20 protein-coding genes are annotated in these 23,265 nt (G+C 38.1%); 19 read left to right on the top strand and 1 reads right to left on the bottom strand.

All coding sequences use genetic code 11. The features are described from left to right. The first annotated feature begins 10 nt into the window (after positions 1-10). Positions 11-832, top strand: coding sequence for an NAD(+) synthase (gene nadE, locus GJU41_RS13900; RefSeq protein ID WP_070879588.1), 822 nt, complete (start codon positions 11-13; stop codon positions 830-832). Positions 833-1,382: 550 nt separating this feature from the next. Here the strand turns inward: nadE and GJU41_RS13895 are convergent. Then, a complete protein-coding gene (locus GJU41_RS13895) occupies positions 1,383-3,053 on the bottom strand; it encodes a glutamine--tRNA ligase/YqeY domain fusion protein (protein WP_070879589.1) in 1,671 nt (556 codons plus the stop codon). Positions 3,054-3,283: 230 nt separating this feature from the next. Between GJU41_RS13895 and GJU41_RS13890 the strand changes: the two genes are divergently transcribed. From GJU41_RS13890 to GJU41_RS13805, 18 genes are all read left to right on the top strand, one after another. Beyond that, positions 3,284-4,300, top strand: coding sequence for a Bug family tripartite tricarboxylate transporter substrate binding protein (locus tag GJU41_RS13890; protein ID WP_070879590.1), 1,017 nt, complete (start codon positions 3,284-3,286; stop codon positions 4,298-4,300). A gap of 303 nt (positions 4,301-4,603) precedes the next feature. Next, positions 4,604-5,056 carry a tripartite tricarboxylate transporter TctB family protein gene (locus tag GJU41_RS13885; protein WP_070879591.1) on the top strand — a complete coding sequence of 151 codons (453 nt, stop codon included), beginning with the start codon at positions 4,604-4,606 and terminating at the stop codon, positions 5,054-5,056. Between the two features lie 24 nt (positions 5,057-5,080). Then, positions 5,081-6,607: a tripartite tricarboxylate transporter permease gene (locus tag GJU41_RS13880; RefSeq protein WP_154318978.1), complete on the top strand. Its 1,527-nt coding sequence runs from the start codon at positions 5,081-5,083 to the stop codon at positions 6,605-6,607. Between the two features lie 54 nt (positions 6,608-6,661). Beyond that, the gene (locus GJU41_RS13875; RefSeq protein WP_070879593.1) at positions 6,662-8,269 is read left to right on the top strand and encodes an ATP-binding protein; all 1,608 of its coding nucleotides are present in this window, start codon (positions 6,662-6,664) and stop codon (positions 8,267-8,269) included. Further along, positions 8,253-8,942 carry a response regulator gene (locus GJU41_RS13870; RefSeq protein WP_070879594.1) on the top strand — a complete coding sequence of 230 codons (690 nt, stop codon included), beginning with the start codon at positions 8,253-8,255 and terminating at the stop codon, positions 8,940-8,942. The genes GJU41_RS13875 and GJU41_RS13870 overlap by 17 nt, the downstream gene beginning before the upstream one ends. 187 nt (positions 8,943-9,129) lie before the next feature. Continuing rightward, positions 9,130-9,456: a hypothetical protein gene (locus GJU41_RS13865; RefSeq protein ID WP_224771189.1), complete on the top strand. Its 327-nt coding sequence runs from the start codon at positions 9,130-9,132 to the stop codon at positions 9,454-9,456. Between the two features lie 48 nt (positions 9,457-9,504). After that, positions 9,505-10,821 carry a WXG100 family type VII secretion target gene (locus tag GJU41_RS13860; RefSeq protein WP_070879596.1) on the top strand — a complete coding sequence of 439 codons (1,317 nt, stop codon included), beginning with the start codon at positions 9,505-9,507 and terminating at the stop codon, positions 10,819-10,821. Then, entirely contained in the window at positions 10,814-11,218 is a 405-nt protein-coding gene (locus GJU41_RS13855) for a hypothetical protein (RefSeq protein ID WP_070879597.1), read from the top strand. Before GJU41_RS13860 ends, GJU41_RS13855 begins: the two co-directional genes overlap by 8 nt. Then, positions 11,215-11,616, top strand: a complete 402-nt coding sequence (locus GJU41_RS13850) for an SseB family protein (protein WP_070879598.1) — start codon at positions 11,215-11,217, stop codon at positions 11,614-11,616. The genes GJU41_RS13855 and GJU41_RS13850 overlap by 4 nt, the downstream gene beginning before the upstream one ends. A 434-nt stretch (positions 11,617-12,050) precedes the next feature. Next, positions 12,051-14,765, top strand: coding sequence for a GTPase domain-containing protein (locus GJU41_RS13845; RefSeq protein WP_070879599.1), 2,715 nt, complete (start codon positions 12,051-12,053; stop codon positions 14,763-14,765). Between the two features lie 158 nt (positions 14,766-14,923). Further along, positions 14,924-15,757: a hypothetical protein gene (locus tag GJU41_RS13840; protein ID WP_070879600.1), complete on the top strand. Its 834-nt coding sequence runs from the start codon at positions 14,924-14,926 to the stop codon at positions 15,755-15,757. A 252-nt stretch (positions 15,758-16,009) separates the two neighbouring features. After that, positions 16,010-16,942 carry an NAD-dependent epimerase/dehydratase family protein gene (locus tag GJU41_RS13835; protein WP_070879601.1) on the top strand — a complete coding sequence of 311 codons (933 nt, stop codon included), beginning with the start codon at positions 16,010-16,012 and terminating at the stop codon, positions 16,940-16,942. A gap of 13 nt (positions 16,943-16,955) precedes the next feature. Continuing rightward, positions 16,956-17,945 carry a pectate lyase family protein gene (locus GJU41_RS13830; protein WP_070879602.1) on the top strand — a complete coding sequence of 330 codons (990 nt, stop codon included), beginning with the start codon at positions 16,956-16,958 and terminating at the stop codon, positions 17,943-17,945. Positions 17,946-18,042: 97 nt separating this feature from the next. Further along, positions 18,043-18,786: a YveK family protein gene (locus GJU41_RS13825; protein WP_070879603.1), complete on the top strand. Its 744-nt coding sequence runs from the start codon at positions 18,043-18,045 to the stop codon at positions 18,784-18,786. Next, positions 18,779-19,423 carry a CpsD/CapB family tyrosine-protein kinase gene (locus GJU41_RS13820; RefSeq protein WP_070879604.1) on the top strand — a complete coding sequence of 215 codons (645 nt, stop codon included), beginning with the start codon at positions 18,779-18,781 and terminating at the stop codon, positions 19,421-19,423. The genes GJU41_RS13825 and GJU41_RS13820 overlap by 8 nt, the downstream gene beginning before the upstream one ends. A gap of 37 nt (positions 19,424-19,460) precedes the next feature. Next, positions 19,461-20,906: an oligosaccharide flippase family protein gene (locus GJU41_RS13815; RefSeq protein WP_070879605.1), complete on the top strand. Its 1,446-nt coding sequence runs from the start codon at positions 19,461-19,463 to the stop codon at positions 20,904-20,906. Further along, positions 20,896-22,146: an O-antigen ligase family protein gene (locus tag GJU41_RS13810; RefSeq protein WP_083328395.1), complete on the top strand. Its 1,251-nt coding sequence runs from the start codon at positions 20,896-20,898 to the stop codon at positions 22,144-22,146. The genes GJU41_RS13815 and GJU41_RS13810 overlap by 11 nt, the downstream gene beginning before the upstream one ends. Before the next feature lie 15 nt (positions 22,147-22,161). Next, complete coding sequence (locus GJU41_RS13805) at positions 22,162-23,229, top strand: glycosyltransferase family 4 protein (protein WP_154318976.1); 1,068 nt, start codon at positions 22,162-22,164, stop codon at positions 23,227-23,229. Positions 23,230-23,265: the final 36 nt, after the last annotated feature.

Genomic DNA, 23,265 nt, shown 5'->3' with positions numbered 1-23,265 from the left:
GGAATTTTTGATGAGCTTGCAAGAGAAGATTATGAGTGATTTAAATGTTAAACCTGAAATTGATCCGAAGGCTGAGATAAGAGAACGCATTGAGTTCTTAAAAGACTATGTGAAAAAAACAGGTGCTAAAGGATTTGTTCTTGGCATCAGCGGCGGTCAGGATTCTACATTGGCAGGCCGTCTTGCACAGCTTGCTGTTGAAGAATTGCGCAGTGAAGGCAAAAGCGACGCGAAGTTCATTGCGGTCCGCCTCCCTCACGGTGTTCAGCATGATGAAGATGATGCGCAGCTGGCGCTGAAATTCATTAAGCCGGATCAATCGATCACGTTTGATATTAAAACGACGGTTGATTCCTTTGAAAAGCAATATGCAGATGCCGTTCAGGATGAGCTGAGCGATTTTAATAAAGGGAATGTGAAAGCAAGAACACGCATGATTACTCAATATGCGATTGCAGGAGAGGCTGGACTGCTTGTCATCGGTACAGATCATGCTGCAGAAGCTGTCACAGGGTTCTTTACGAAGTATGGTGACGGAGGAGCAGACCTGCTTCCTTTAGCTGGCCTGACTAAGCGCCAGGGCAGAAGCGTGCTGAAAGAGCTTGGAGCTGAAGAAAGATTATACTTGAAGGTTCCGACTGCTGACTTGCTTGATGATAAACCACAGCAGGCTGATGAGACGGAGCTGGGTATTACTTATGATGAGCTTGATGATTACTTAGAAGGAAAATCAGTGTCAGAAGAAGTCGCTTCTAAAGTGGAAAAGCGCTACTTAATGACTGAGCATAAACGCCAGTTGCCAGCGACCAAGTTTGATGGATGGTGGAAATAAATAAGGAAAGCAGCCGTCATTTTTGCGGCTGCTTTTTATATTTGTCTATGATTGAGGATTGTGGAATCAAAGCGTGCGATAGATTCCTCTTGAAATGTTTTTCGATTTCGGCTGTAAAATTCGAATGATCGGCTGCAAGTTTGCGGAATTTGGCTGATAAAGGGTCCTGACGGGGCTCCACACTCTTTTATTTTTTCATTTTGTAGCTCACTGACTGCAAAATAAATAGTTTTTCCTGTACACTCAGCATTCTCCAGCTGCCTGCCTTGATTTTCATGATTCTTCGTCCTCCTTTCTGCTTAGTATTTATTTTTTTCATCCTTAATTTTTCTTTGTTAGTACGTTTATACCGCGAAAAAATAGGATTAAAACCATCCAAATTTCTGCAATGTTCGGGTTGGACTTTGACTGGATTTGTAAAAAGAGCGGTTCAGACGACGTCATTCAACTGTATTGGACAAGCTTCTTACCATTGACAATCGAATGCTGAAGAACATTTCATCAAAAAAAGACCTAAATTTCGAAGAAATTTAGGTCTTTTCTATGTTTATTATAATTTGAACGAGCTCTTTAGAGAAACAATCCGGTTGTAAACAGCTTTTTCAGGTGTTGAATTCTTCGGATCTACGTTGAAATACCCGTGTCTGAAGAATTGGAATTTGTCCTGGCCCTTTACGTCCTTCATGTTTGGTTCTACAAAACCTTGAACAACTTCTAAGGATTGTTCATTTACGTAATCAAGGAATGTTTTTTCTTCTGCTTCCTCTTCGCTTTTCTCCGCTTCCAGGTCTGCGTCAAGAATCAGCGGCTGATAGAGACGGAATTCTGCAGGAACTGCATTTGCAGCATCAACCCAGTGAATGGTGCCTTTTACTTTGCGGCCTGTAAAGCCTGACCCGCTTTTCGTTTCAGGGTCGTATGTGCAGTGCAATTCAATGACATTTCCGTTTTCATCTTTGATGACTTCTTCACATTTAATGAAATAAGCATGCTTCAAGCGCACCTCGTTGCCAGGGAAGAGACGGAAATATTTTTTCGGAGGATCTTCCATGAAATCGTCCTGTTCGATGTAGATTTCTCTTCCGAACGGGATTTGGCGTGAGCCCATTTCAGGCACTTCAGGATTGATCTCTGCATCAAGCATTTCTGATTCGCCTTCAGGATAGTTCGTAATCACGACTTTAAGCGGTTTAAGGACACCCATTGTACGAGGAGCTTTCAGCTTAAGATCTTCTCTTGCGAAGTGCTCGAGCATGGCTTCGTCAACAGCTCCGTATCCTTTAGACACACCTGTTTCTCTTACAAAATTACGGATGGCATCGGATGTGTATCCTTTTCTTCTAAGACCTGATACCGTTGGCATGCGCGGGTCATCCCAGCCGTCTACAAAGCCTTCGTCAACGAGCTGCTTCAGCTTGCGCTTGCTCATAACGGTGTTCGTGATATTTAAGCGGCCAAATTCAATTTGCTGAGGTTTGCTTTCCATTTCACATTCTTCGACAACCCAGTTGTATAAAGGACGATGATCCTCAAATTCTGTTGTACAGATAGAATGAGTCACGCCTTCAATCGCATCTTCTATCGGATGGGCGAAATCATACATCGGATAAATGCACCAAGTATCTCCAGTATTATGATGAGTCGCGTGTGATACTCGGTAAATAACAGGATCGCGAAGATTCAGGTTTGGTGACGTCATGTCGATTTTAGCCCGCAGCACCTTGCTGCCTGTTTCAAATTCACCTTTGCGCATTTTATCGAACAGCTCAAGGTTTTCTTCAGCGGAACGATTGCGGTACGGGCTTTCTTTTCCAGGCTGAGTCAATGTGCCGCGGTATTCGCGGATTTCATCAGCAGTCAGATCATCTACGTATGCTTTGCCTCTTTTGATTAATAGGACAGCGCGGCTGTACATTTCCTCAAAGTAGTTTGATGCAAAGTGAAGCTCATCCCATTCGTAACCGAGCCATTTCACATCTTCTTTAATGGAGTCTACATACTCCTGATCCTCTTTTAAAGGGTTCGTGTCATCAAAACGCAAATTGGTTCTGCCGCCAAAGTCATCGGCAAGTTCAAAGTTAATTAAGATTGATTTTGCATGGCCAATATGAAGGTATCCATTCGGCTCAGGCGGGAAGCGGGTGATGACCGTTGAATGCTTTCCGTTCTCCAAGTCCTCTTTTATGATGCTTTTGATAAAGTTTGACGAGTTATTTTCCAATATTTATCGTCCTTTCTTCTATGTAAACTTCATTATATCCATAAATCATCAGTTCATTTTACAATTATATGTTTCCCGAGCCATTTATTCAAATGAATTCAGCTGTTATTTCACCCGTGAACAAAAAGGACAAAAAGGAACTAAAGGTTTTTATGCTCTTTACTTGTATAAACTATATTTTTTCAGAATCCTCTGTAAAATTAAGAAAACGCTTACAAAGGAGGATTTATATGTTCGGATTAAAAAAAGTATCCATGATCATTTGTGCAGGCGCTCTTGCATTAACCTTAGGTGCTTGCAGCAGCGGTGAGAAAGCTGCTTCTGGCAGTACAGGCTATCCAACAAAGGCTTTAACGGTTGTCGCGCCATCAGGTGCCGGAGGAGGCTGGGATTTAACGGCGAGGTCATTCGTGAAGGTCTTGAGTGAAACCAAGCTTGTAGATCAGCCGCTCACAGTTGAAAACAAACCAGGCGGAGGCGGAGCGGTATTCATGGCCGAATATGCCACACAGGATGTTCAAAATAATGACCGGCTATTTGTCAATTCGCCTCCTGTTATTATCAATAACCTGAAAAAAGAGGGGAACAGTCCGTACGGGTACAAAAATACAACACCGCTTGCCCAATTGACGAAGGATTACGGGGCAATTGTTGTGAAAGAAGATTCAAAATACAAAGATCTTAAATCCTTATTGGATGATGTGAAAAAAGATCCGGGCAAGCTTACTTTTGCAGGAGGATCTGCACCTGGTTCTATGGACCATCTCATTTCGATTCTTCCTGCTTATGCAGATGGAGTGGATCCGACAAAGTTGAAATATGTTTCCTATGATGGGGGAGGGGAGGCCATTACAGCTCTTCTCGGGAACAATGCTGATGTGATCGGAACGGATGTATCAAGCGTTAAAGAATTCTTAAAGGCAGGCAAGGTACGAGTTCTGGCAACAACAGCACCCGAAAGGCTTCAAGGCGAGCTTAAAGATCTTCCAACTGCGAAGGAGCAGGGCATTGAAGCAGAATTCACCATTTGGCGCGGGGTATTTGGTCCAGAGAAAATGTCTGATGAAGCCTATAAATACTGGGATAAAACAATAAATAAATTAGTCCAGTCAGAGGAATGGAAAAAGGAAGTCGAAACACAGGGATGGGAAATGGAATATAAGAATGGCAAGGACTTTAAAACGTTTTTAGAAGAGCAGGAAAAACAAGTGCAGACCCTTCTTGAGGCTGTGGGAATGGCGAAATGATTTTGAAGCTGAAGAAGGAGACAGGCTTCTTCTTGCTTCAAGTTTTAAGTAAGAATAAAATTTAGCGTTTCTATGTCTAGCTGAAGCGCCCAGATCCTCGGTCAGAACAAGGTGCTTCCGCTTTTCTTAACAGATAAGAAAGTATAAAATTTTGCGCTTCGATGGCAAGCGGAATCGTTCAGGCTCCTCGGCCAGAACAGCTCCGAAAGTATTGGCAAAAAGCGCCTTTTCTGTCGGATCCTTATTTGTCATGCCTGCGCTAAACGGGCGATTCCGCTTTTCTTATATGAAAGGATGATTCAGATGTCAATCCATTTTGACAGAGCAGCAGCCGTTTTGTTTTTAACAGTCGGAGCGCTCTTTATGTACGGCAGTATGCAGATCGCAGAATCTTCTTATGGAAGTGTTGTCGGGCCTAATATTTTTCCGTTCTTTCTCGGTGCTATCCTTTTTCTGCTAAGTCTGCGTTTATTTTATGAAACCCTTCATTATCAAAAGAAATACGGAAAAAAGGAACCTTTGCAGATCAAAGCATTCATTATTATTTTCGCTGCAACCTTGCTTTATATTGCGCTGCTGGAAACAATCGGTTATGTCATCACGACATTTGTCTTCCTATTCATATGTTTTCAAGCAATGGAACGGGGGCAATGGGTGAAATCAATTGTGATATCTGCTTGTTTTTCTGCGGGAATTTATTATTTATTTGTTGTTGTTCTTAAAGGGACCCTGCCGAGCTTTCCGGTATGGTTTTAAGGAAATGAAAGGAGGAAATGCACGATGGGAACTCTTGATTATCTGCTGCAGGGCTTTCAGTCAGCCTTCATTTGGTATAACATCCTTTTTGCTTTTGCGGGGGTCCTGATAGGGACAGCGGTGGGCGTGCTGCCTGGAATCGGGCCGATGAGCGGCGTAGCCCTTTTAATACCGGTCACAGCTTCTATGACTGGGGGACTGCCGCCGGAACAAGCGGCAACAAGCGCCATCATTCTGCTTGCAGGTGTATATTACGGAGCGATGTACGGAGGCTCCACAACGTCTATTCTTTTAAATACACCTGGGGAATCATCCTCTGTTGTCACCACACTTGATGGCTATCAAATGGCAAAGAACGGCAGGGCGGGAAGTGCTCTTTCCATCGCTGCAATCGGATCCTTTTTTGCCGGAATTGTAACGCTTATTGCCCTTATCTTATTGGCAAAGCCTTTATCAAGCGTAGCCATTAAGTTTGGACCCGCAGAATATTTTTCACTAATGCTGCTTGGCATCGCAGCAGTCAGCGGTCTGGCAGGAAAATCGGTGACAAAGGCTCTCATCATGACGATCACAGGTTTATTGCTCGCAACGATTGGAGTGGACAATGTTTCAGGTGTTGCAAGATTTACATTCGATTTCCCATGGCTTTATCAGGGCATTGAATTTTTAACGATAGCTGTTGGCTTATTTGCATTAGGAGAGGTTTTTAAGACGATTCTTGAAAAAGAAGAGGAAGATGCGGAAATTGCCAAAATCAATAACATTTTTCCTTCTAAAGATGAATTGAAGGAATCAGCAGGTCCGATTGCAAGAGGTTCATTTTTAGGTTTTTTCATCGGGATACTGCCGGGCGCCGGCGCTACATTGGCTTCATTTTTTTCGTATATCATGGAAAAGAAAATCAGCAAGAATCCATCGAAGTTCGGCAAGGGTGCGATTGCTGGTGTGGCTGCACCTGAATCTGCGAATAACGCTGCATCTGGCGGCGCGATGATTCCCTTATTAACGCTTGGCATTCCGGGATCTGGGACAACTGCGATTCTGATGGGTGCCCTGATGATGTACAACATTCAGCCGGGTCCGCTGCTTTTTGAAGATCATCCTCAAGTTGCATGGGGCTTAATTGCAAGTATGTTTATAGGAAACGTTATGCTTCTAGCATTAAATATGCCGCTTGTTAAAGTGTTTGCAAAAATAATTCAAACACCGAAAAAGTACTTGATTCCCATTATTGTCGCCATTTCCATTTTTGGTGTATACGCGGTGCAGGTCTCAGTCTATGACTTACTCCTTCTCCTTGCATGCGGTGTTCTCGGCTACTTTTTGACAAAGAATGATTACCCAATTGCTCCTCTGGTGTTAGGCTTGGTTTTAGGCCCTATGATAGAAAACAATATGAGAAGGGCACTAACTATTTCAAATGGAGACTACAGCATTTTCTTCTCACGCCCTCTTTCCATATCTTTTTTGATTCTTACGGCACTATGGCTGCTGATTCCTGTTTTGATGAAAAAACGGGGAAAGGATGTCATCATTAACGTAGAGGGCTAAAAAACTCCTTTTTAATAAGGAGTTTTTTTACTATGATTAAGCTGAGGTGAATGAATGCGATTACATACTAAGCTGATGATAGGGATTTGCCTGGTAGTTGTCCTGATGGCAGGGATATTTGAATTAACGTTTAAATCCATCATGGAGACCAATTTGAAAAAGGATAAAGGAATGCAGGCACTGTCTATTGCCGAAACGATCGCTTATATGCCTGAGATCGGTGAAGCTTTCTCAGCGGAAAACCCGTCTGAAATCATTCAGCCGATCGCAGAGAAAATCCGCAAAGAGGTGAGGGCGGAATTTATTGTCGTAGGAAACCTTGAGGAACTCAGGTATTCACATCCTGATGAGGATCGCTTGGGCGAAAAAATGGTTGGCGGAGATAACGACGACGTATTTAAAGGAAGAACTGTCATCTCTGAATCCATCGGAACCCTTGGGCCATCTCTTAGAGGAAAAGCACCTATATTCGACCTGAACGGTCAAGTGATTGGAGTCGTTTCTGTTGGGTTTCTTCAGGAAGATATTGAAAAAGAGCTGACAAATCTTGAAAATAAAATCTTATTTTTTACGATCATCATTTTAATAGGCGGAATTATTTCGGCATTATTAATCTCATTAAATATAAAAAAAGCCATATTCGGCCTTGAGCCGCGTGAGATTGCATGGATGTATCAGGAAAAGCATGCTATTTTAGAGTCCATTCATGAAGGAATCATTGCAATTGATACCGATGGGAAAATCACGATGGTAAATGAAAATGCCCATAAAATCCTGCAGATTCCAAATGAGATTCTGTTAAGAGGAAAGCGGATTGAAGAGATTATTAAAGATACTCATCTGCTGCAGGTGGTTGATTCCGGTCAAGCTGAGTACGATCAGGAATTTATCATTCTGGAGGAGGTTTTCGTTGTAAACCGCATTCCTATTTTTGATAAAAGAGGGGAAGTTATAGGCGCTGTAGCTAGCTTTCGGAATAAATCCGAGCTGTCACAGGTGCTGAAGGAACTGTCCCACGTAAAAGCATATGCGGAGGGTTTAAGAGCGCAGACGCATGAATATTCAAACAAGCTGTATACCCTACTTGGACTTATCCAATTGGGTTCTTACAAAGAGGCGATTGAGTTTATTTCAAAAGAAGTAAATGTCACACAGGGATTTATTGGCTTCATCATGAGGGAAATTCCCGATCCTATTCTAGCGGGATTTATTTTAGGGAAAATCAGTCTGGCAAGTGAATTAAAAATACAGTTTTCCATAGATGAAGGAAGCAGCTTTCAGGATGTTCCCGACTCGCTGAATCGTGATGCGTTAATCACCATTTTTGGCAATCTGCTGAATAATGCGTTTGACGCTGTCAGAGAAAAAGAAGATGGTGATAAAAAGGTATCGCTCTTTTTAACAGATCTGGGCAAAGAATTGATTATTGAAGTTGAAGACAATGGACCAGGTATAGCGGAGAAACATTTCGAGCGCATATTCCAGCAGGGGTTCTCTACAAAGAGCAGGGACAAAAATGCAGGCATCGGACTGAGTCTTGTTCAGCAGGCTTTGAAAAAAACGGGAGGAACGATCACGTTTTCATCGAAGAAAGAAGAAGGAACAGCATTTACTGTAGCCATTCCAAAAAGCAGGGGGTATGATCATGAATCAAGCCATTGAGGTGCTGATCATTGAAGATGACTTAAGGATTGCTGAGATTCAAAGAAGATTTCTTGAGCAGATTAAGGGATTTCAGACCATCGGAATTGCTGCTAATTATGCTGAAGCAAAAAGCTTGATTGATATTTTAAAACCTGATTTAATCCTGCTTGATGTGTATTTTCCGGATATGAACGGATGCGATTTATTGAAAGAAATCAAGCAGCTTGATAGGCAAACAGATGTCATTATGATAACAGCTGCCCGGGAAATTGAAACCGTTCAGGAAGCCATTACAATCGGAGTGTTTGATTTTATTATCAAGCCTGTTGTTTTTGAACGGTTCAAGCAGTCCTTAAAAAGATACGAAGACCACTACCTCAAGCTTGAAGCAATCAGATCGGAAAACAAAATGATGGGTCAGGAAGAAGTGGACAAACTTCTGTATAAGCAGCAGGACATTTATGAAAAACCCATGCTCCCAAAGGGAATCGATAAACTGACGCTGATTAAAGTCATGGAAGTGCTGGATGCGGGACAGGGATTAACAGCTGAAACCGTGGCAAAGCAAATCGGCGTGAGCCGGACAACTGCAAGGAGGTACCTTGAACATCTCATCTCCGAGGAGAAAATTGCTGCTGATTTATCCTATGGAACAATTGGCAGACCTGAACGCGTTTATGTCCTAAAATAAGGTCATTTTATCGGAATAAAAGACGTGAAGTTTTCAATATATTCTAATAGTAGGAAAGGATAATTTCTTTTCTAGTCATATTCGCCTATGTGTAAAAATAGTTTAATAGATAGTTGCCGGATTCATCCCCATATTTTAACATAACTATAAGATGCTTCTAAATCAGGAAGAAGGACGTGGAAAGAACTTGTTGGATACGATCGAAGACTTCTTTGAAGACTTGGAGAGAAAGAGAAAGCAGGCCGAATACAACCGGGATGCAGATGAACTCGAAGCGTACCTTGCTGCTATTAAGAATGCAATGGGTACGTTTGATGACGGCGTTTATCATTTTCATAACCTTCATCAGCAGTATGCAGATGAATGGACGGGACAGACAAAATTAGCCTATGAAAGTATTAGAGATGACATTCGTGTCACTTATCATCATATATACGAAATGAAGGATGAGCTTTTTCAGGAACTTAGAAATGAAATCGGAAGGCTTAGAGAGCTGGCTGCTGGCTTAGCCTGATACAGCGCTGCAATTGGTTTTAAGGGATAAAGGAGAGGTAGACCGCATATGGAAATTAAAATTAGACCGGAAGAACTTGAAGATTTCGCACAGCGCATTGAGCAATCGCGTTCTTATACGGGAGATGCACTTGATCTGCTAAACTGGGAATCTGCCAGACTGCGCTTTACCTCTGTTGCACGTGTAGACAGGGCTCTTGATCTTCAGGAAGAGATCCGTCATCTCGTTAATCGGTTTCATACACTGACGCAAGATGCAAAAACATTAATTGAAAACACCGCAAATGGCATGAGAGAAGCAGATGAGGCCGCCAAATCGTCTGCTTCTTCGGGCTGGGGCGGTTTTTTCTCCGGTCTGTGGGATGGTGCTAAAAATGGGCTTACAGATGCCTGGGACGGGCTCGTATCCCTTACAGAATGGGAAACATATGAAGCCATGTGGGATGCCATCATTCACCCCCTTGAAACCCTTGAATCCATGTGGAACACGCTCTCCGAAGCCTGGGAAACAAAAGTAATAAATGGTGATGTATACAGTCGTACGGAATTCTTTACATATGGAGTCGTCTCTATTGGACTTGGGATTCTCGGAGGCAAGGGAATTGATAAGCTTGGAAAAGCTGCGAAGCTGACAAAAGTGCCAGATGGGACATCCTCTAATCCGAAAGTTGCGACTCACGGGGTGGATACGAGTTTTGATTATTCAAAGCTTTCGCAGGGAAAAGGGTTTGCAGCGGAGATTGATTTGGTGCTTGATGAAGCGGGGCTTTCAAAGGACGAATTCTTAACCCTTCAAGCCCAATATTACAAGGATTTAACGCCTGAGGAATTGGACAAAATGCATCAAGTCCGCGAAGCTGTACCGGCTGTCAATAGTTCAACCGTATTACAGAAGGTCATTGACCAGGATAAGCTAGCGCTGTATTTATCTGGTCAACTTACAGACGTCGGCGGATGCATAGCGAAGATGGATGATGTCAGAGACATTACATCGTCTGCAGATATGTACAATTCCTTGCGGATGGACTATCCGAACACACCGTTTTCACCTGACAAAGAATACGCTGTGATCCGATTTACAACAGAACAAAGCGAACGTCTAAAGATCCCATATGCAGAAGAGTTTAATAGCCCTCATGCAGCAAAGCCTAATGAATATATCAGCTATCCTCAAACTGGGCATGGATTTACAGCGGCTGAAAATGGTAAGATTGTCCCTGAGTTTGAAACGGTTTATGGAAATAACGCGAGACCAAGCGCCGGTGAAATCTACGTTTTCAAAGATGGCGTAGAAGAACTGGTTGGAATCTATGATAAATATGATCAAAGATTTTACAGTATAGAGGAGTTAAACAGTCATGATTAAAAAAGGAGAATACGGCATCTATAAAGGGAAAGAGTATTCAATCATCCCTGAAGGAAGCGGAAAGGTCACTTTGCGCACGCGTGACAAAGCAGCTCAAGGAGCGGGATTTCAGGCAGCAGGATTGAAGAAGAACATTTTCATTAAAGAAATTGCTCAATCTGAATTAGAGAATGCCTATGAGTATAAACCTTATGCCATTTATAAAGGCCGGGAATTTATTGTAGAAGGCGTCAATGAGGCAGCTCAAACAGTCATCTTGAAATCCATTGATCCAAATACAGTGGATGAACTTGGATTTTCATCACTCGGAAAATATGAGTATATAAAAACCGTTGATTTTGCAGAAGTAAACATCTCAGAGAAAAAGAGCCCGATTTTAGGATTCGGAGAAAAATGAGCAATCCATTCAACACCTTAGAAAAAGCTTTGATTGATGCCATGAGTAACAGCGATAAAATAGCTGACTTTTACGAAATACTCGGGAAAAGTACAATTTGGCTGATTAAAAAGCAAACAAGTGAACTAAATGCCGATCGACAAGATGAATTTTCGCTGAAGCAGGTTCAGATAATGGAGAAGAAAACCCGGAAGCTATTGCCTGTCTTTTCTTCAAAATTTCCAATTGAGAAAATGTTCAAAAACAGTACAGCCATTGCTGTATCTTTTCAAGAAGTGCTTAACCAGATAGATGGACAAACAGGGATCATATTAAATCCGGACACCCCGTTATCAAAGCTGCTTATTCCGCAGGAGCTGGATATGATGAAGAAGAAACAGAACTTTTTTAAGGGCTGAGTTTTATAGAAGAGTGGGCATGGTAATAATATTTTGGAATTAGGGAGGAGATTAATCCTCTCTTTTTTGTTCTTTGAAATGGGGACAGATCCTACATGATTAAAAAAGGGAAGTATGCGGTGTATAGAGAAGGGTTTCGACAAGTTGGTTTATTTTACCTGTAAAATAAGTCTTTAGAATCACTCGACCACTATATAAGGAATTATTCTCCTTTTAATTTCCGGTGTTTTCCATTATTTCAATGAAATTCGGATAATCATACATCTAAATTCCAACTTAAAGCCCAGTGAAATAGCAGTGGCTATTCCGGCTAGATCCTTTGTAGTGTAAAAATCGGCAAAACGGGTATACACATATAAAGCATTCTAAATGCATCTTTTGATAGAATAGACTATTATAGATAAGTTTCTAGTGTACGTTAGGTGGAGGATAAAATGACAAACGATAAACAGTTGATTCATAAAGCATATTTTGAAAGGTTTATGGAAGACAGTGCTTCCGCTCAGCCAGTACAGGTGCTTGGCGAACTTTATTTCGAGGAGCAGGCAAAGGAAGTATATGATCTGTCCTTTATTCGCTTCGCGCAAGGCGAGGTTTATTTTCACAACAAAGATTATGAGACAGCTATTTTCAAGTGGGAAAATATCAGCAATGAATTAGAGCCATGGGCTAAGAAAAATATTGCGGATTCTTATTATGCGCTTGGTCATCTTTCAGCTGCAGAGGATATTTACACATCCATTCAAAGTGATTCGAAGACTTTGAAGATGGAAGTGGCGCTTGAATTATTTTCACTCTATCTAGTAAGAGACAAGATTGAACTTGCATATAAGGTTATTAAAAAGGCACTGGATATAAATTCTGATTATCCGAATGTAACGGATCTTGCCCGATCTTTCTATGAGGATCAGCAGGACTGGAAGAATGCCGTGGAGCTTGCTGTAAGTGAGGGCATGCGGACGGAATCGCTTCAATGGTTTGAGCTGCTGGATGAGTATGTTCAAGCGGGATATACGAAATCGTTTGATCCGGAATACTTTTATCAGCCGCTTATTTCGCTGTTCCGAATTAATCAAAAATTATTTCAGAAGGTTACGGCTTCTTTGTGGGAAAGCTACCGCAATGAAGAATCTTACTTATCATGGCTGAAAACCGTTAATACCATTTTCCTTAATGTTGAGGTGCAGCCGTTTGAATCCTGGACGAAGATGTCCGATATCCATCAGAACACTTACTTAAGTGTGATAAATGGCACATATTTGGTAAGGGATTTAGAGGATATCGTTCCTGTCTTATTAGCAAACTGGCAAAAGCTTGCTAATCAGTCAAAAGCGTTATTTGCAGCAACTGCCGTGCTTGCATGGAATGAAATTTTCCCGGCAGCAATGGATGCAGAGAGTCTTAAGACAGCGGAAAAGCTGATTTTTGATTCTGAACATGACAGCATCAGTCTTGAATACAGCCTGGATTTATTTAAGTCTCTTGTTTCTTGGTCGGAGAATAACCATATCGAAGTGGGCTATAAAAAGAAATGGCTTGTTTCCGGGCTTGCTGATCTAAAGACATCCCATCTTTTAATCAGCGGCACTGCTGAAAGCGGCAAATCTGATTTTATTAATCATATCCTTCACGAAAATCTGGTCAGCCGCACGGGTTCACCTGTATTTGTACGATCTGAAGGTGATTTGGCGGAGATGAATGAAATTACTGATGCCGGGATCAAAAGGATATCTGATAATCCCGAGTATCAGGAATCAGAAAATACGTGGATTGAAGTGAAGTGGCCATCTGCTCTATTAGAAGAAAACAAGACGGTGTTCTTGCATACACCTGAACTTGACCGTCTTTTAGATGTAGAACAAACAGCTGAATTTCTTCCGATATCAGACGGAATGCTGTTCGTCCTTGATAAAAATACGCCTTTTAACGAGCACGAGCTTGAACTGCTGATGAAGCTTCAGGAATATGGACATGATACACCGTTTCACTTTATCCTGAATCACTCATCTGAACAGTGGAAATTGGCAGAAGAGCTGCAGGGAACCATCAACCAGTTCTTCCCGCAGTCACAGGTTTTTGCTTTTTCACCTGATCATCTTGCTGGATTGAGAGAATTTTTAAATACTGTTTTCAGCAGATCGGATGCAAAGCTTGAAGAGAAACGCACAGCAAAACTGCTTTATTTCATTCGCAAGACACTCACGGATCTTTTGAACAAACGGGTTCAGATGGAGAATCGATTAGTAGAGTCGGTTAAATGGAACGAGGATATCTTAGTAAGGCTGAACGGCTTCATGAATCATTTAAGAGATGTGGAGCAGGAAAAAGCAAAATCCATTTCAGCTTCCTATCGTGAAGTAACTGCCGAGATGAAAAGAGACATGGCTGTGCAGCTGCCGAAAATATTGCGCAACTGTTCAGCTCATATCAGCGAAAACAGCGATTTCAGCCAGATTCACATCACCTTAAACAAGAAAATGAATGAAGAAATTGACGCCTATGTTCATCAGAACCTGATTCCAAGGTTTCAGACAGCTCTCCGTGAATGGCTTGCACAATCAAATGAAGAGCTAAATGAAAGTCAGGCATATCTTGACGAAATGAGTCAATCTTTCAACGGTTTATACGGCGAAGAAAAAATGAAGCTTCTCTGTGATTTTAAAGTCATTGAAGACTGGCGCCGTGATTTAAACAGAATGACAAGCAGAGCGGATGTTGAAGAGCAGAATATCCTGCTTAGATTCAAGCCGACAGAATTCCTGCTGAAAAGCGCAGGGAAACTGTTCGCTGCGATGCCTCAAAATAAATCAATGCTGTACAACCAATATAAAAAATATGTTGAAAGCAAAAACTATGAGGACACAGCAGAAGAAATTTCAAAAAAATTCTTCCTCGAATTTGACTTATTTGAAAAAGCTCTAAAAGCGGACATTATCATGTTCTTCCAAAATCCGATTCTGTATGTGGAACAGACCATTAAAGAATCAGAAAATGAAATTGCAAGTTCAAAAGCAACCCTTGAAAAAATGAAAGCAAGTCCGGAAATCTATTACGATCCATTGCGCCTCTTCGAAGTAAGACTCCTTCAATATGAATTTATGGTGAAGGCGAATGAGGAGAATACGTATTCTCCTAATCTAAATAAATAGTCGTTTTTCTTTGCCCGCTGATTCTATTTCAGCGGGCTTTTTCTTCTATAAAAATACGTAGCAATCAGCAGAATTCGACATAGAATATAGTAATACTTCGCTGTGAGAATAATAGAACGGCAAAGTAGCAAATTCAAATTCATACAGGACGTGAACATATGAGTGTGTTAGTAGAAAATTTTCAAGGCGCGAACGATTCAGCCAAAATACAGGCAGCGATTGATTACGCACAGAACAATGCAGATAAGCTAGTGGAGCTTGGAAATAGGGATTATATTATTACGGGTCCAATTGTGATTAAAGCGGGTGTCAAACTATTATTCAATTACGGTTCCCGTTTCATTGTCTATGGTAATTTCCGCGTCATTGAGCTGCAAAAAAATGCATCTCTTTCAGGTGCTTATATCGCAATAGATGATTCGAGATTTAATTCAGTTGTGATTTATTTGGACGGAAAGTACAAATACTACAACACCTGGAACAAAACAAAAATTGAAAACGTAAATATCATAAATTGGAGTGAGAGCTATAAAGGAACAGGCCTTTCTCTCTACTCAAACGGCACAGGTCATGAAATCTCCTTTGTAAACTTCGAAAATATCAATTTTGCAGGACTCAATACAGCAGTAAAGCTTCAGGCAGTCAAACCTGCCAGCGGCTACAGCTGGGTAAATGCAAACCGTTTTATCAATTTCTCAATTGATGATTGTGTAAATGCAGTCGTATTAACTTCAAGCGAAACGATTCCAAATGAATGCAGCGGCAATCAGTTTGTAAATATGCAGATTCAGCCTTCAGGGATGACGAATAAATTGTTAACGATTAATGGGCAGTATAATGAATTTGATGGTATGGCATGGGATTTAGCATTAATTCCACATACAAGACCTATAGTTGAATTTACCGTGAGCAGTTCTTACAATACTTTTGAGTTTAGAAGTATACCAATTTCAAAAATTAGTGATAAAGGAAGTTTTAATAAAATAGTATAGAAATCAAAGGTGAATTCATTGAATGAATTCACCTTTGATTTAAAAAACAACTATTTCGTTCTTTATATAAAACAAACAACTATGAAAATTAGAGGAAAATGAAGGTAATAGCCGCAAATGTTCTTTTTAAAGAAAAAAATAACTGATTTTAGCGTTTTCTTATCAATTAAAAAAAGATTATACTCAACATATAAATTCACTATAAAGAACAAAAAAGAGAGAAATGTGCATTTTATATGAGGAGTTGAGAAAATGAAAGTTCTAGTTACTGGCGGAGCGGGATTTATCGGTTCACATATTTGCGAAGAATTAATACATGCAAAATTTGAGGTTGTTGCAGTTGATAATTTGATTACTGGCAAGGAGAGTAATGTTCCTGCAGGAATAAAATTTATTAGATCTGACATAAGAAACTCTGTAGATGAAATTTTTGAAATTGAACAACCAGAGTATGTCATCCATATGGCAGCACAAGTATCCGTTTCAAAATCAACATTGAATCCTTCATATGATGCGGATGAAAATATTATGGGAACCATTAATTTGTTAAATGCATGTGTAAAGTATAACGTTAAAAAGTTTATTTTCGCATCTTCAGCCGCAATTTATGGAAATCCTAATTACTTGCCAATAGAGGAAACTCATGCTTTAAATCCCTTATCATTTTATGGTTTATCAAAATTAAGTGCTGAGTTATATATACAGCTTTTTTCTGCTTTATGTGGTCTTAAATATACGATATTAAGATATTCAAACGTATATGGAATAAGGCAGGATTCCAACGGAGAGGCAGGAGTCATTGCCATTTTTAGTGAAAAGTTTTTAAATAATCAGCAGCCGTATATTCACGGTGACGGACATCAGACTAGAGATTTTGTTTTTGTGAGGGATGTAGCAAAAGCAAATGTATTAGCCTTAGAAAAGGGAGAAAATGAAATTTTTAATATCTCAAGTCACTCGGAAGTATCGATAAATCAACTAATAAAAGAATATGAAAGAACTCTGGAGATTAAAGCTAATCCCATACATGGTGCTAATAGAGAAGGGGATATTAGAGAAAGTGTTCTGTCCAATAAAAAAGCAAAAGAACATTTGGGTTGGTGCCCGAGTTACTCAATTAGAAATGGTTTATCGGAAATGATTAGCTTCTACAAAAAAGAATCTGAACATGTATATCGGGTTTAAGGAATCAATTTAAATGAGAAAAACGAAACCAGTCTTTTTTTCTGGGATTATCATAGGAGTTTTTATTGCTTTGTCAATTCTCATTGTCGTTCAAAAAATTTTCTTTAATGAGTTACATGCAAATCAGAAAGTTAACGTTAATTTTGTTGATGTAGAAAGTTTCGGGGCAAATGGCACGGATCTTAATGATGACTCCCTTGCTATTCAAAAGGCAATTGATTACAGTGCTAAATCTAAAATTGGAAAAGTAAAACTACAGGGGAATAAAAATTATATCCTAACACGAGGCATAAAGATTAAAGAAGGAGTAACCTTAGAATTCGATCAAAATACAAGATTATATATTGAAGGCAATTTTAGGGGAATTGAAGTAGAAAAAAATGCTTCAATTTATAATGGCATAATAGAAGTATCTTCCCCAGAATTTGATGATGAAGTAATCTATTTAAATGGTTCTGAGCAATTCTGGTCTTCTACAAGGACAAACATTTCAAATGTAACGATTGTCAATTCAAGTGAACGTAATAAAGGAACGGGTATTAAGCTAGTTTCTGAAAAATCTGGCGACTTTATTAGTTTTACTAATTTTCAAGATATAGAAATTATTGGTTTTTATAATGGAGTACGTCTTATCTCAACTCAGCAGGGATCTAAAGCTGAAGGGGGATATAGTTATATAAATGGAAACAGGTTTATAAATCTGACTCTTGACGATTGTGTATCTTGCATTGAGATTGTAAGCTCTGCAACAGTACCAAATGAAGTTTCAGGTAATGAATTCTCGGGGCTTCAAATTCAAATTTCCAAAGCTACAAAAAAAATTTTAACAGTAAGCGGAAGCAATAACAGATTTGAAGCGATGGTATGGGATACTCAGTTATTAGAGAAACAAAGCCCAATCATTGTATTTACAGACCAATCTGCATACAGTTTATTGACTTCCAATCTTCAAGAAAATTTTATTTCAGATAGAGGTAATTCAAATAAATATCTTTCAAATTAATTATTTTGTTTCAGTAGCAGCCATTCCTGCTAAAATCGTTCTTTATAAAGAATTAATGATGAATGATTGCATCTTTAAATTATTTTAGGAGGGTCCTATGAATGAGAAAATGGATTTAAAGAAATTTATTTATATATTAAAAAGAAGATTTTTTACAATCTTTCTAACAACCATTTGTTTGTTTGCATTAAGTGCGCTTTCTACAATTTATATTATTAAACCAATATATGAAACAACAGAATATATTTTAGTTGGAAAATTAAAAAAAGATGATAGTACATATAGCAGTGTTCAAGATATAAACATGCTGCTGGCTTCATCTATTGATATTATAAAAAGCCCTATTGTTCTTCATTCTGCTGCAGATGAACTTTCTGTAAAACCAGAAGAATTAGCAGAAATGGTAACTGTCCAAAATAATAAAGACTCTCAAATTATTAATATAGTAGTTAGGGATGACGACTCAGATTTTTCTCAAATCGTGTCACATACAATTGCCAAAACTGCAGTGGATAAAATGAAAAATTCATTAAATGTAGATGATATTCAAGTTCTCAATCGTTCAGAAAAAGATATATTGTCAAAAAGAATTGGCAGTCCTGAGCTAAATATGGCTATCGGATTTGCCGTCGGATTATTTATCGGGATTGGGTTAGCCATGCTGAAAGAATACTTAGCTAATACAGTGAGCGATCCAAATGTTATAGAGTTTGATATGGGCATTCAAGTTTTAGGAGCTATAAGTCTCTCAGATAAAAGTAAATTTCACAGCCGGAGAGATAAATCATTAAAGAGCGATAGTACTGAAAAAGGAAAAAGAGGAGGAGAGATACATGTTTAGCAAAAGTAATAAAATGAATAAAATAAATAAGAAACTGCCTCTTGATGAAAACTTTATAAGCACAGAACAAATCAGGTTAATTCGATCAAATATTGAAAACACAGTAAAAAAAGAATCACTTGTTATCATGCTTACATCTCCTGTAAATGTTGCAGATAAACCTTTAATAGCTGCAAAGCTAGCAATTGCGTATGCAGAGCAAAATAAAAAAGTTTTATTAGCAGATTCAAATTTCAGGTCACCTTCCGTGCATGAATTATTTAATGTCAGTAACATAACTGGTTTATCAGATCTTATTCTAAATGGAGACGCTATAGATCCGTTCATAAAAGATACATTTATTAACAATCTTTCAGTTTTAACAACGGGTCCAAATCCTTATAATTTAATGGAATTATGGGTGGAAAGTAAAATAGAAAATCTAATTAAGAAATGTGGAAAATCATATGATGTGGTTATCATTGAGGCGCCGCCATATTTGATGGTCTCAGAATCACAAATATTAGCAAATTATTGTGATGGAGTTGTTTTAGTAATACAGGAGCATAAAACGGAAAAAGAAGAAATCATTAAAACGAAACACTACTTAGAGAGAGGAAATAAAAATATCCTGGGTGTAATCTATCAAACAGGCTGACAGTATAAGTAATTGCTTGGGCAGGGTGTGATGACCGGTGGAATCAAGAAAAAACTCAATATCTTTAAATATTATACACTTGTTTTACAGCACGGCATTTGCGAGTGTAATCAACGCGATAGCATTAATTGTACTGGCTAATTATCTAAAGTCTTATCACTACGGAATGTTCAGTGTAATTCTTGCATTTGCTATGATTATGAGTTTTTTTACAGATGCTGGATTAAGTCAAGTTATCATTAGGGAAGGTTCTAAACAGGGAGCCAATTTATCTACCATTATTTCATCATACATTAAAATGAGACTTGGTTTGTTAATTGGTACATTACTAGTAGGATTCTTGTGTTTACATTACTTTTATTCTAACCAAACAAACTTAATATTCTCTGCTTATTGTTTAATTATTCCTATGGTAGCTGGAGTAGGAATGCAAAGTATTGGAATTGCTTTTTTTCAGCTAAGAGAACAAATGCATATGAATGCTCTTATTAGAATTCTCTCTTCAATTTTACTGGTATTGGGTATTGTTTTAGGAATGTTTTTAACGGTGAGTCCTCCACTCATTTGCTTTTTATACGGATTCTCTTATTTTGCGGCAGGCATCGTAAGTTTCGGTTTAGTAATAAAAGAGATAAAACTCGACTTTAAAACTCGATTTCATAAAGGCCTTTTTAATCAGTTAGGTTTTTTCTCTGCTGCGGGATTATTATTTGTCATTGGCCCACAGTTAGGTCCAATTATATTGGAAAAAACACTTTCACTTAAAGAGGTCGGTATATATGCTGTAGCTTACCGCATTCCACAGGCATTGCAGCAAATACCATTTATTGTAGCCGGTGCTTTCTATCCAGTTTTATTCAGATATTATAATAACAATCAAATGAAAGAACAGTTGGCTCTCACAATCTTACAAATAAAGTTAATGGCATTGATTGGGATGAGCATGATGATTCCATTCTATTACATTGCTGATTTCATAATTGATGTGGTGTTTGGAGAATTATGGATGGATGCTGCGGGACCGCTTAAAATATTATCATTTATTCTTGCTTTTCAAGCAGTAAATATTGCATTGGCAGATGGGCTGACAACAAGAGGTCTTCAGTCTAAAAGAACATTTGTTCAAGCTGTTTCCATCACGATAGGAATTGTTTTTTATATTTTCTTAAGTGCAGAGTATGGAATTATTGGTGCAGCCTATGCTGGTGTCTTAATTGAAATTATATCACTAGTAGGTTATTGGTTATTTATACCTGATCGAAATAGTATTGCAATAAAATCGTTGGTTCCATATCTTTTTTTCATTCTTATTAGTATTAGCATTATTGAGGGATTTCTTAGTTCATCGCCAATAAAAGCAATATTAGCCCAATTTGCAGCTTTGCTTCTCTTCTTTTTATGCGATAAAGAATTAAAAACTAAACTAGTCAATTTAAAGAAATGGAATGTAAAAAAGTCGAAGGGGGCAGAAAATGGATTATAAATTGATTGAACAATCCCCGAGACAAAGCAAAACAATATTTTTCCTTATTCTTCTTGTCACTCTAGCTAAATATAATATTTATTTAGGATTCGCATTAAAGCCGTATATGTTTTTTCTGGTTTTTTTCTTAATTATTCATGTCTCTTCTTTCTATTTTCAAAAATTTCAGCTGTTCGAAATATTAATGCTTGCATTTTATTGTATGTATAGTTTTACAGGTGCCTTTTCCTTGTATCCTGAATCAAGCATTAGAATGATCTTAGGAATTTCTCTCTATATCTTCTGTTATTTATTAATGAAGTTTATTATTGGTTCATCAACCGTGCAGGTGATTGAAAAATCAGTATCTTCAGCAGGAATCGTTTTCAATTTAGCAAGTTTATCCTTGTATATAGTCGGGCTTCAAAGCTTTAATTTTATTTTTGAGGGTGATGGGATTCCAAAGTATGGCGTTTTAATGGATCGGGATTATCCAAGGCTAATAGGATTGCTTCAGGATCCTAATTTCTTTATCTTTTATAATACGCTTTTTTTCTCTTACTACTTGTGCAATTCTAATTCTGTAAAAAATAAGATTGGATTAACATTATGCATCTTAACCAGCTTATTGACCTTTTCTAGAGGAGGACTAATTTCATTAATTTTGATTTTTCTCCTATATGCTTTAATGAATAATCCAATCAAACAATTACGTTTGATTGTTGGATTAATAGGCTCTCTTACGATTGTTGCGTTTATTGCTGTAGTAGTTATGGATTTTGACATTTTTGGGATTTTAGGATCAAGAGTCAGCGATTTCTCAAGTGATGGTGGAAGCGGGAGATTTGAATTATGGGGTAGAGCGGTAGATTACTTTTCATCAAATGTCATCTTCGGATTAGGTGCTTATAATTTTGCAGATTACAATACGTTTGAATATGGGGATATCCTTCATGTTCACAATACATTTTTAGATATTTTGTCAGAATCGGGACTTCTAGGCTTTTGCTTTTATTTGCTATTTGTTTTTATCGTATTCGTTCAATTAATACAAAGCAGGCTATTTAAAATTAAACCTTACCTTTTTATAACTTTTGTTGCTTTTATTTTACAAATGATGTCCCTTTCTCTTTTAATAAATGACATGTTCTTTTTATATTTAGCCATTTTGTCGACTTATTTAAACGAACATGAAAAATTTCAGGAACAGCATAAAATAAAGTCAGCATCTTTACCTGCTATAAAAAACTCACTTAGTTAGAGGATGTGTATCGGAATGAATATTCTTTTACTGACAGATAAACTAGCAACAGGAGGAGCTGAAATGTATTTCTGCAAATTAGAAAACAGCTTAACACATCCTGATCTTACTTTTTATACAGCTGCAAGCAGCGGAGAATTATTTTCACAGATAGTAAATAAGGAAAGATTTAGTGAAATTTCAAGGAAAAATCATTTCTATAATTTGATGAAAATTTATCGAGTAATAAAAAGAAACAAAATCAATCTTGTTCATGCAAACAGTCTAAGAATGGTTTTATACTGTATTTTTTTAAAAAAGCTTACATTTATAAAATTCAACTTGGTTTATACAAAGCATAATATTACTGTACTAGAGGGGAATATTCCCAAGTTGTTTTCTAAATTATTGAACAATCATGCAGATAGTATTATTACTGTAAGTGATTTTGAGAAAGATAATCTTATTAGTCTCGGGGTAAAAAAAGAATTGATTACGACAATCTACAATGGAGTAGATCTAAATCAATTTCAGTTTCATAAAAAAGACACTGATCTACAATTTAAAATAGGAATTCTAGCCAGATTATCAGAAGAAAAAAATCATGAACTGTTCTTAAAAATAGCTCATGAATTAAAAGAACATCAAAATTTAATGTTTTATGTTGCGGGAGATGGTCCTGAAGCTAAAAACATAAAGAAGATGATCCAAAATTTAAATATAGATCATAAGGTAAAACTATTGGGAGCCGTAAGTGAGCCAGAAAAATTTATAAAATCAATGGATTTATTATTGCTTACATCATATCGTGAAGTTTTTCCTATGACTATTATTGAAGCAATGGCTGTTGGAACACCCATTATCTCAATAGATAGAGGGGGAATAAGGGAAGCAATTAAGGATAATCAAACTGGTATTCTGATAAAAGAGCATTCGGTCTATGATTTCTGCACCAAAATTAATTATATTAAAGCAAATCCTAAACTAAAAAATAATATAATAGAAGTTGCTCGAAAGAAAGCAGAAAAAGAATTCTCTCTTCATTACATGGTTGAAGGAACGTTAAAAGAATACCTAAAGCATACACCTGAAAAAATAAGCTGAATCTTAAAATTATTATGTTCGTTATTAAGAAGGAGG

Origin of the sequence: Metabacillus idriensis (assembly GCF_009674765.1) — a bacterium.
Classification (GTDB): Bacteria; Bacillota; Bacilli; order Bacillales; family Bacillaceae; genus Bacillus_P; species Bacillus_P idriensis.
Note: the sequence above shows the minus strand (reverse complement) of the source record. Positions and strands in the feature narration are given on the sequence as shown.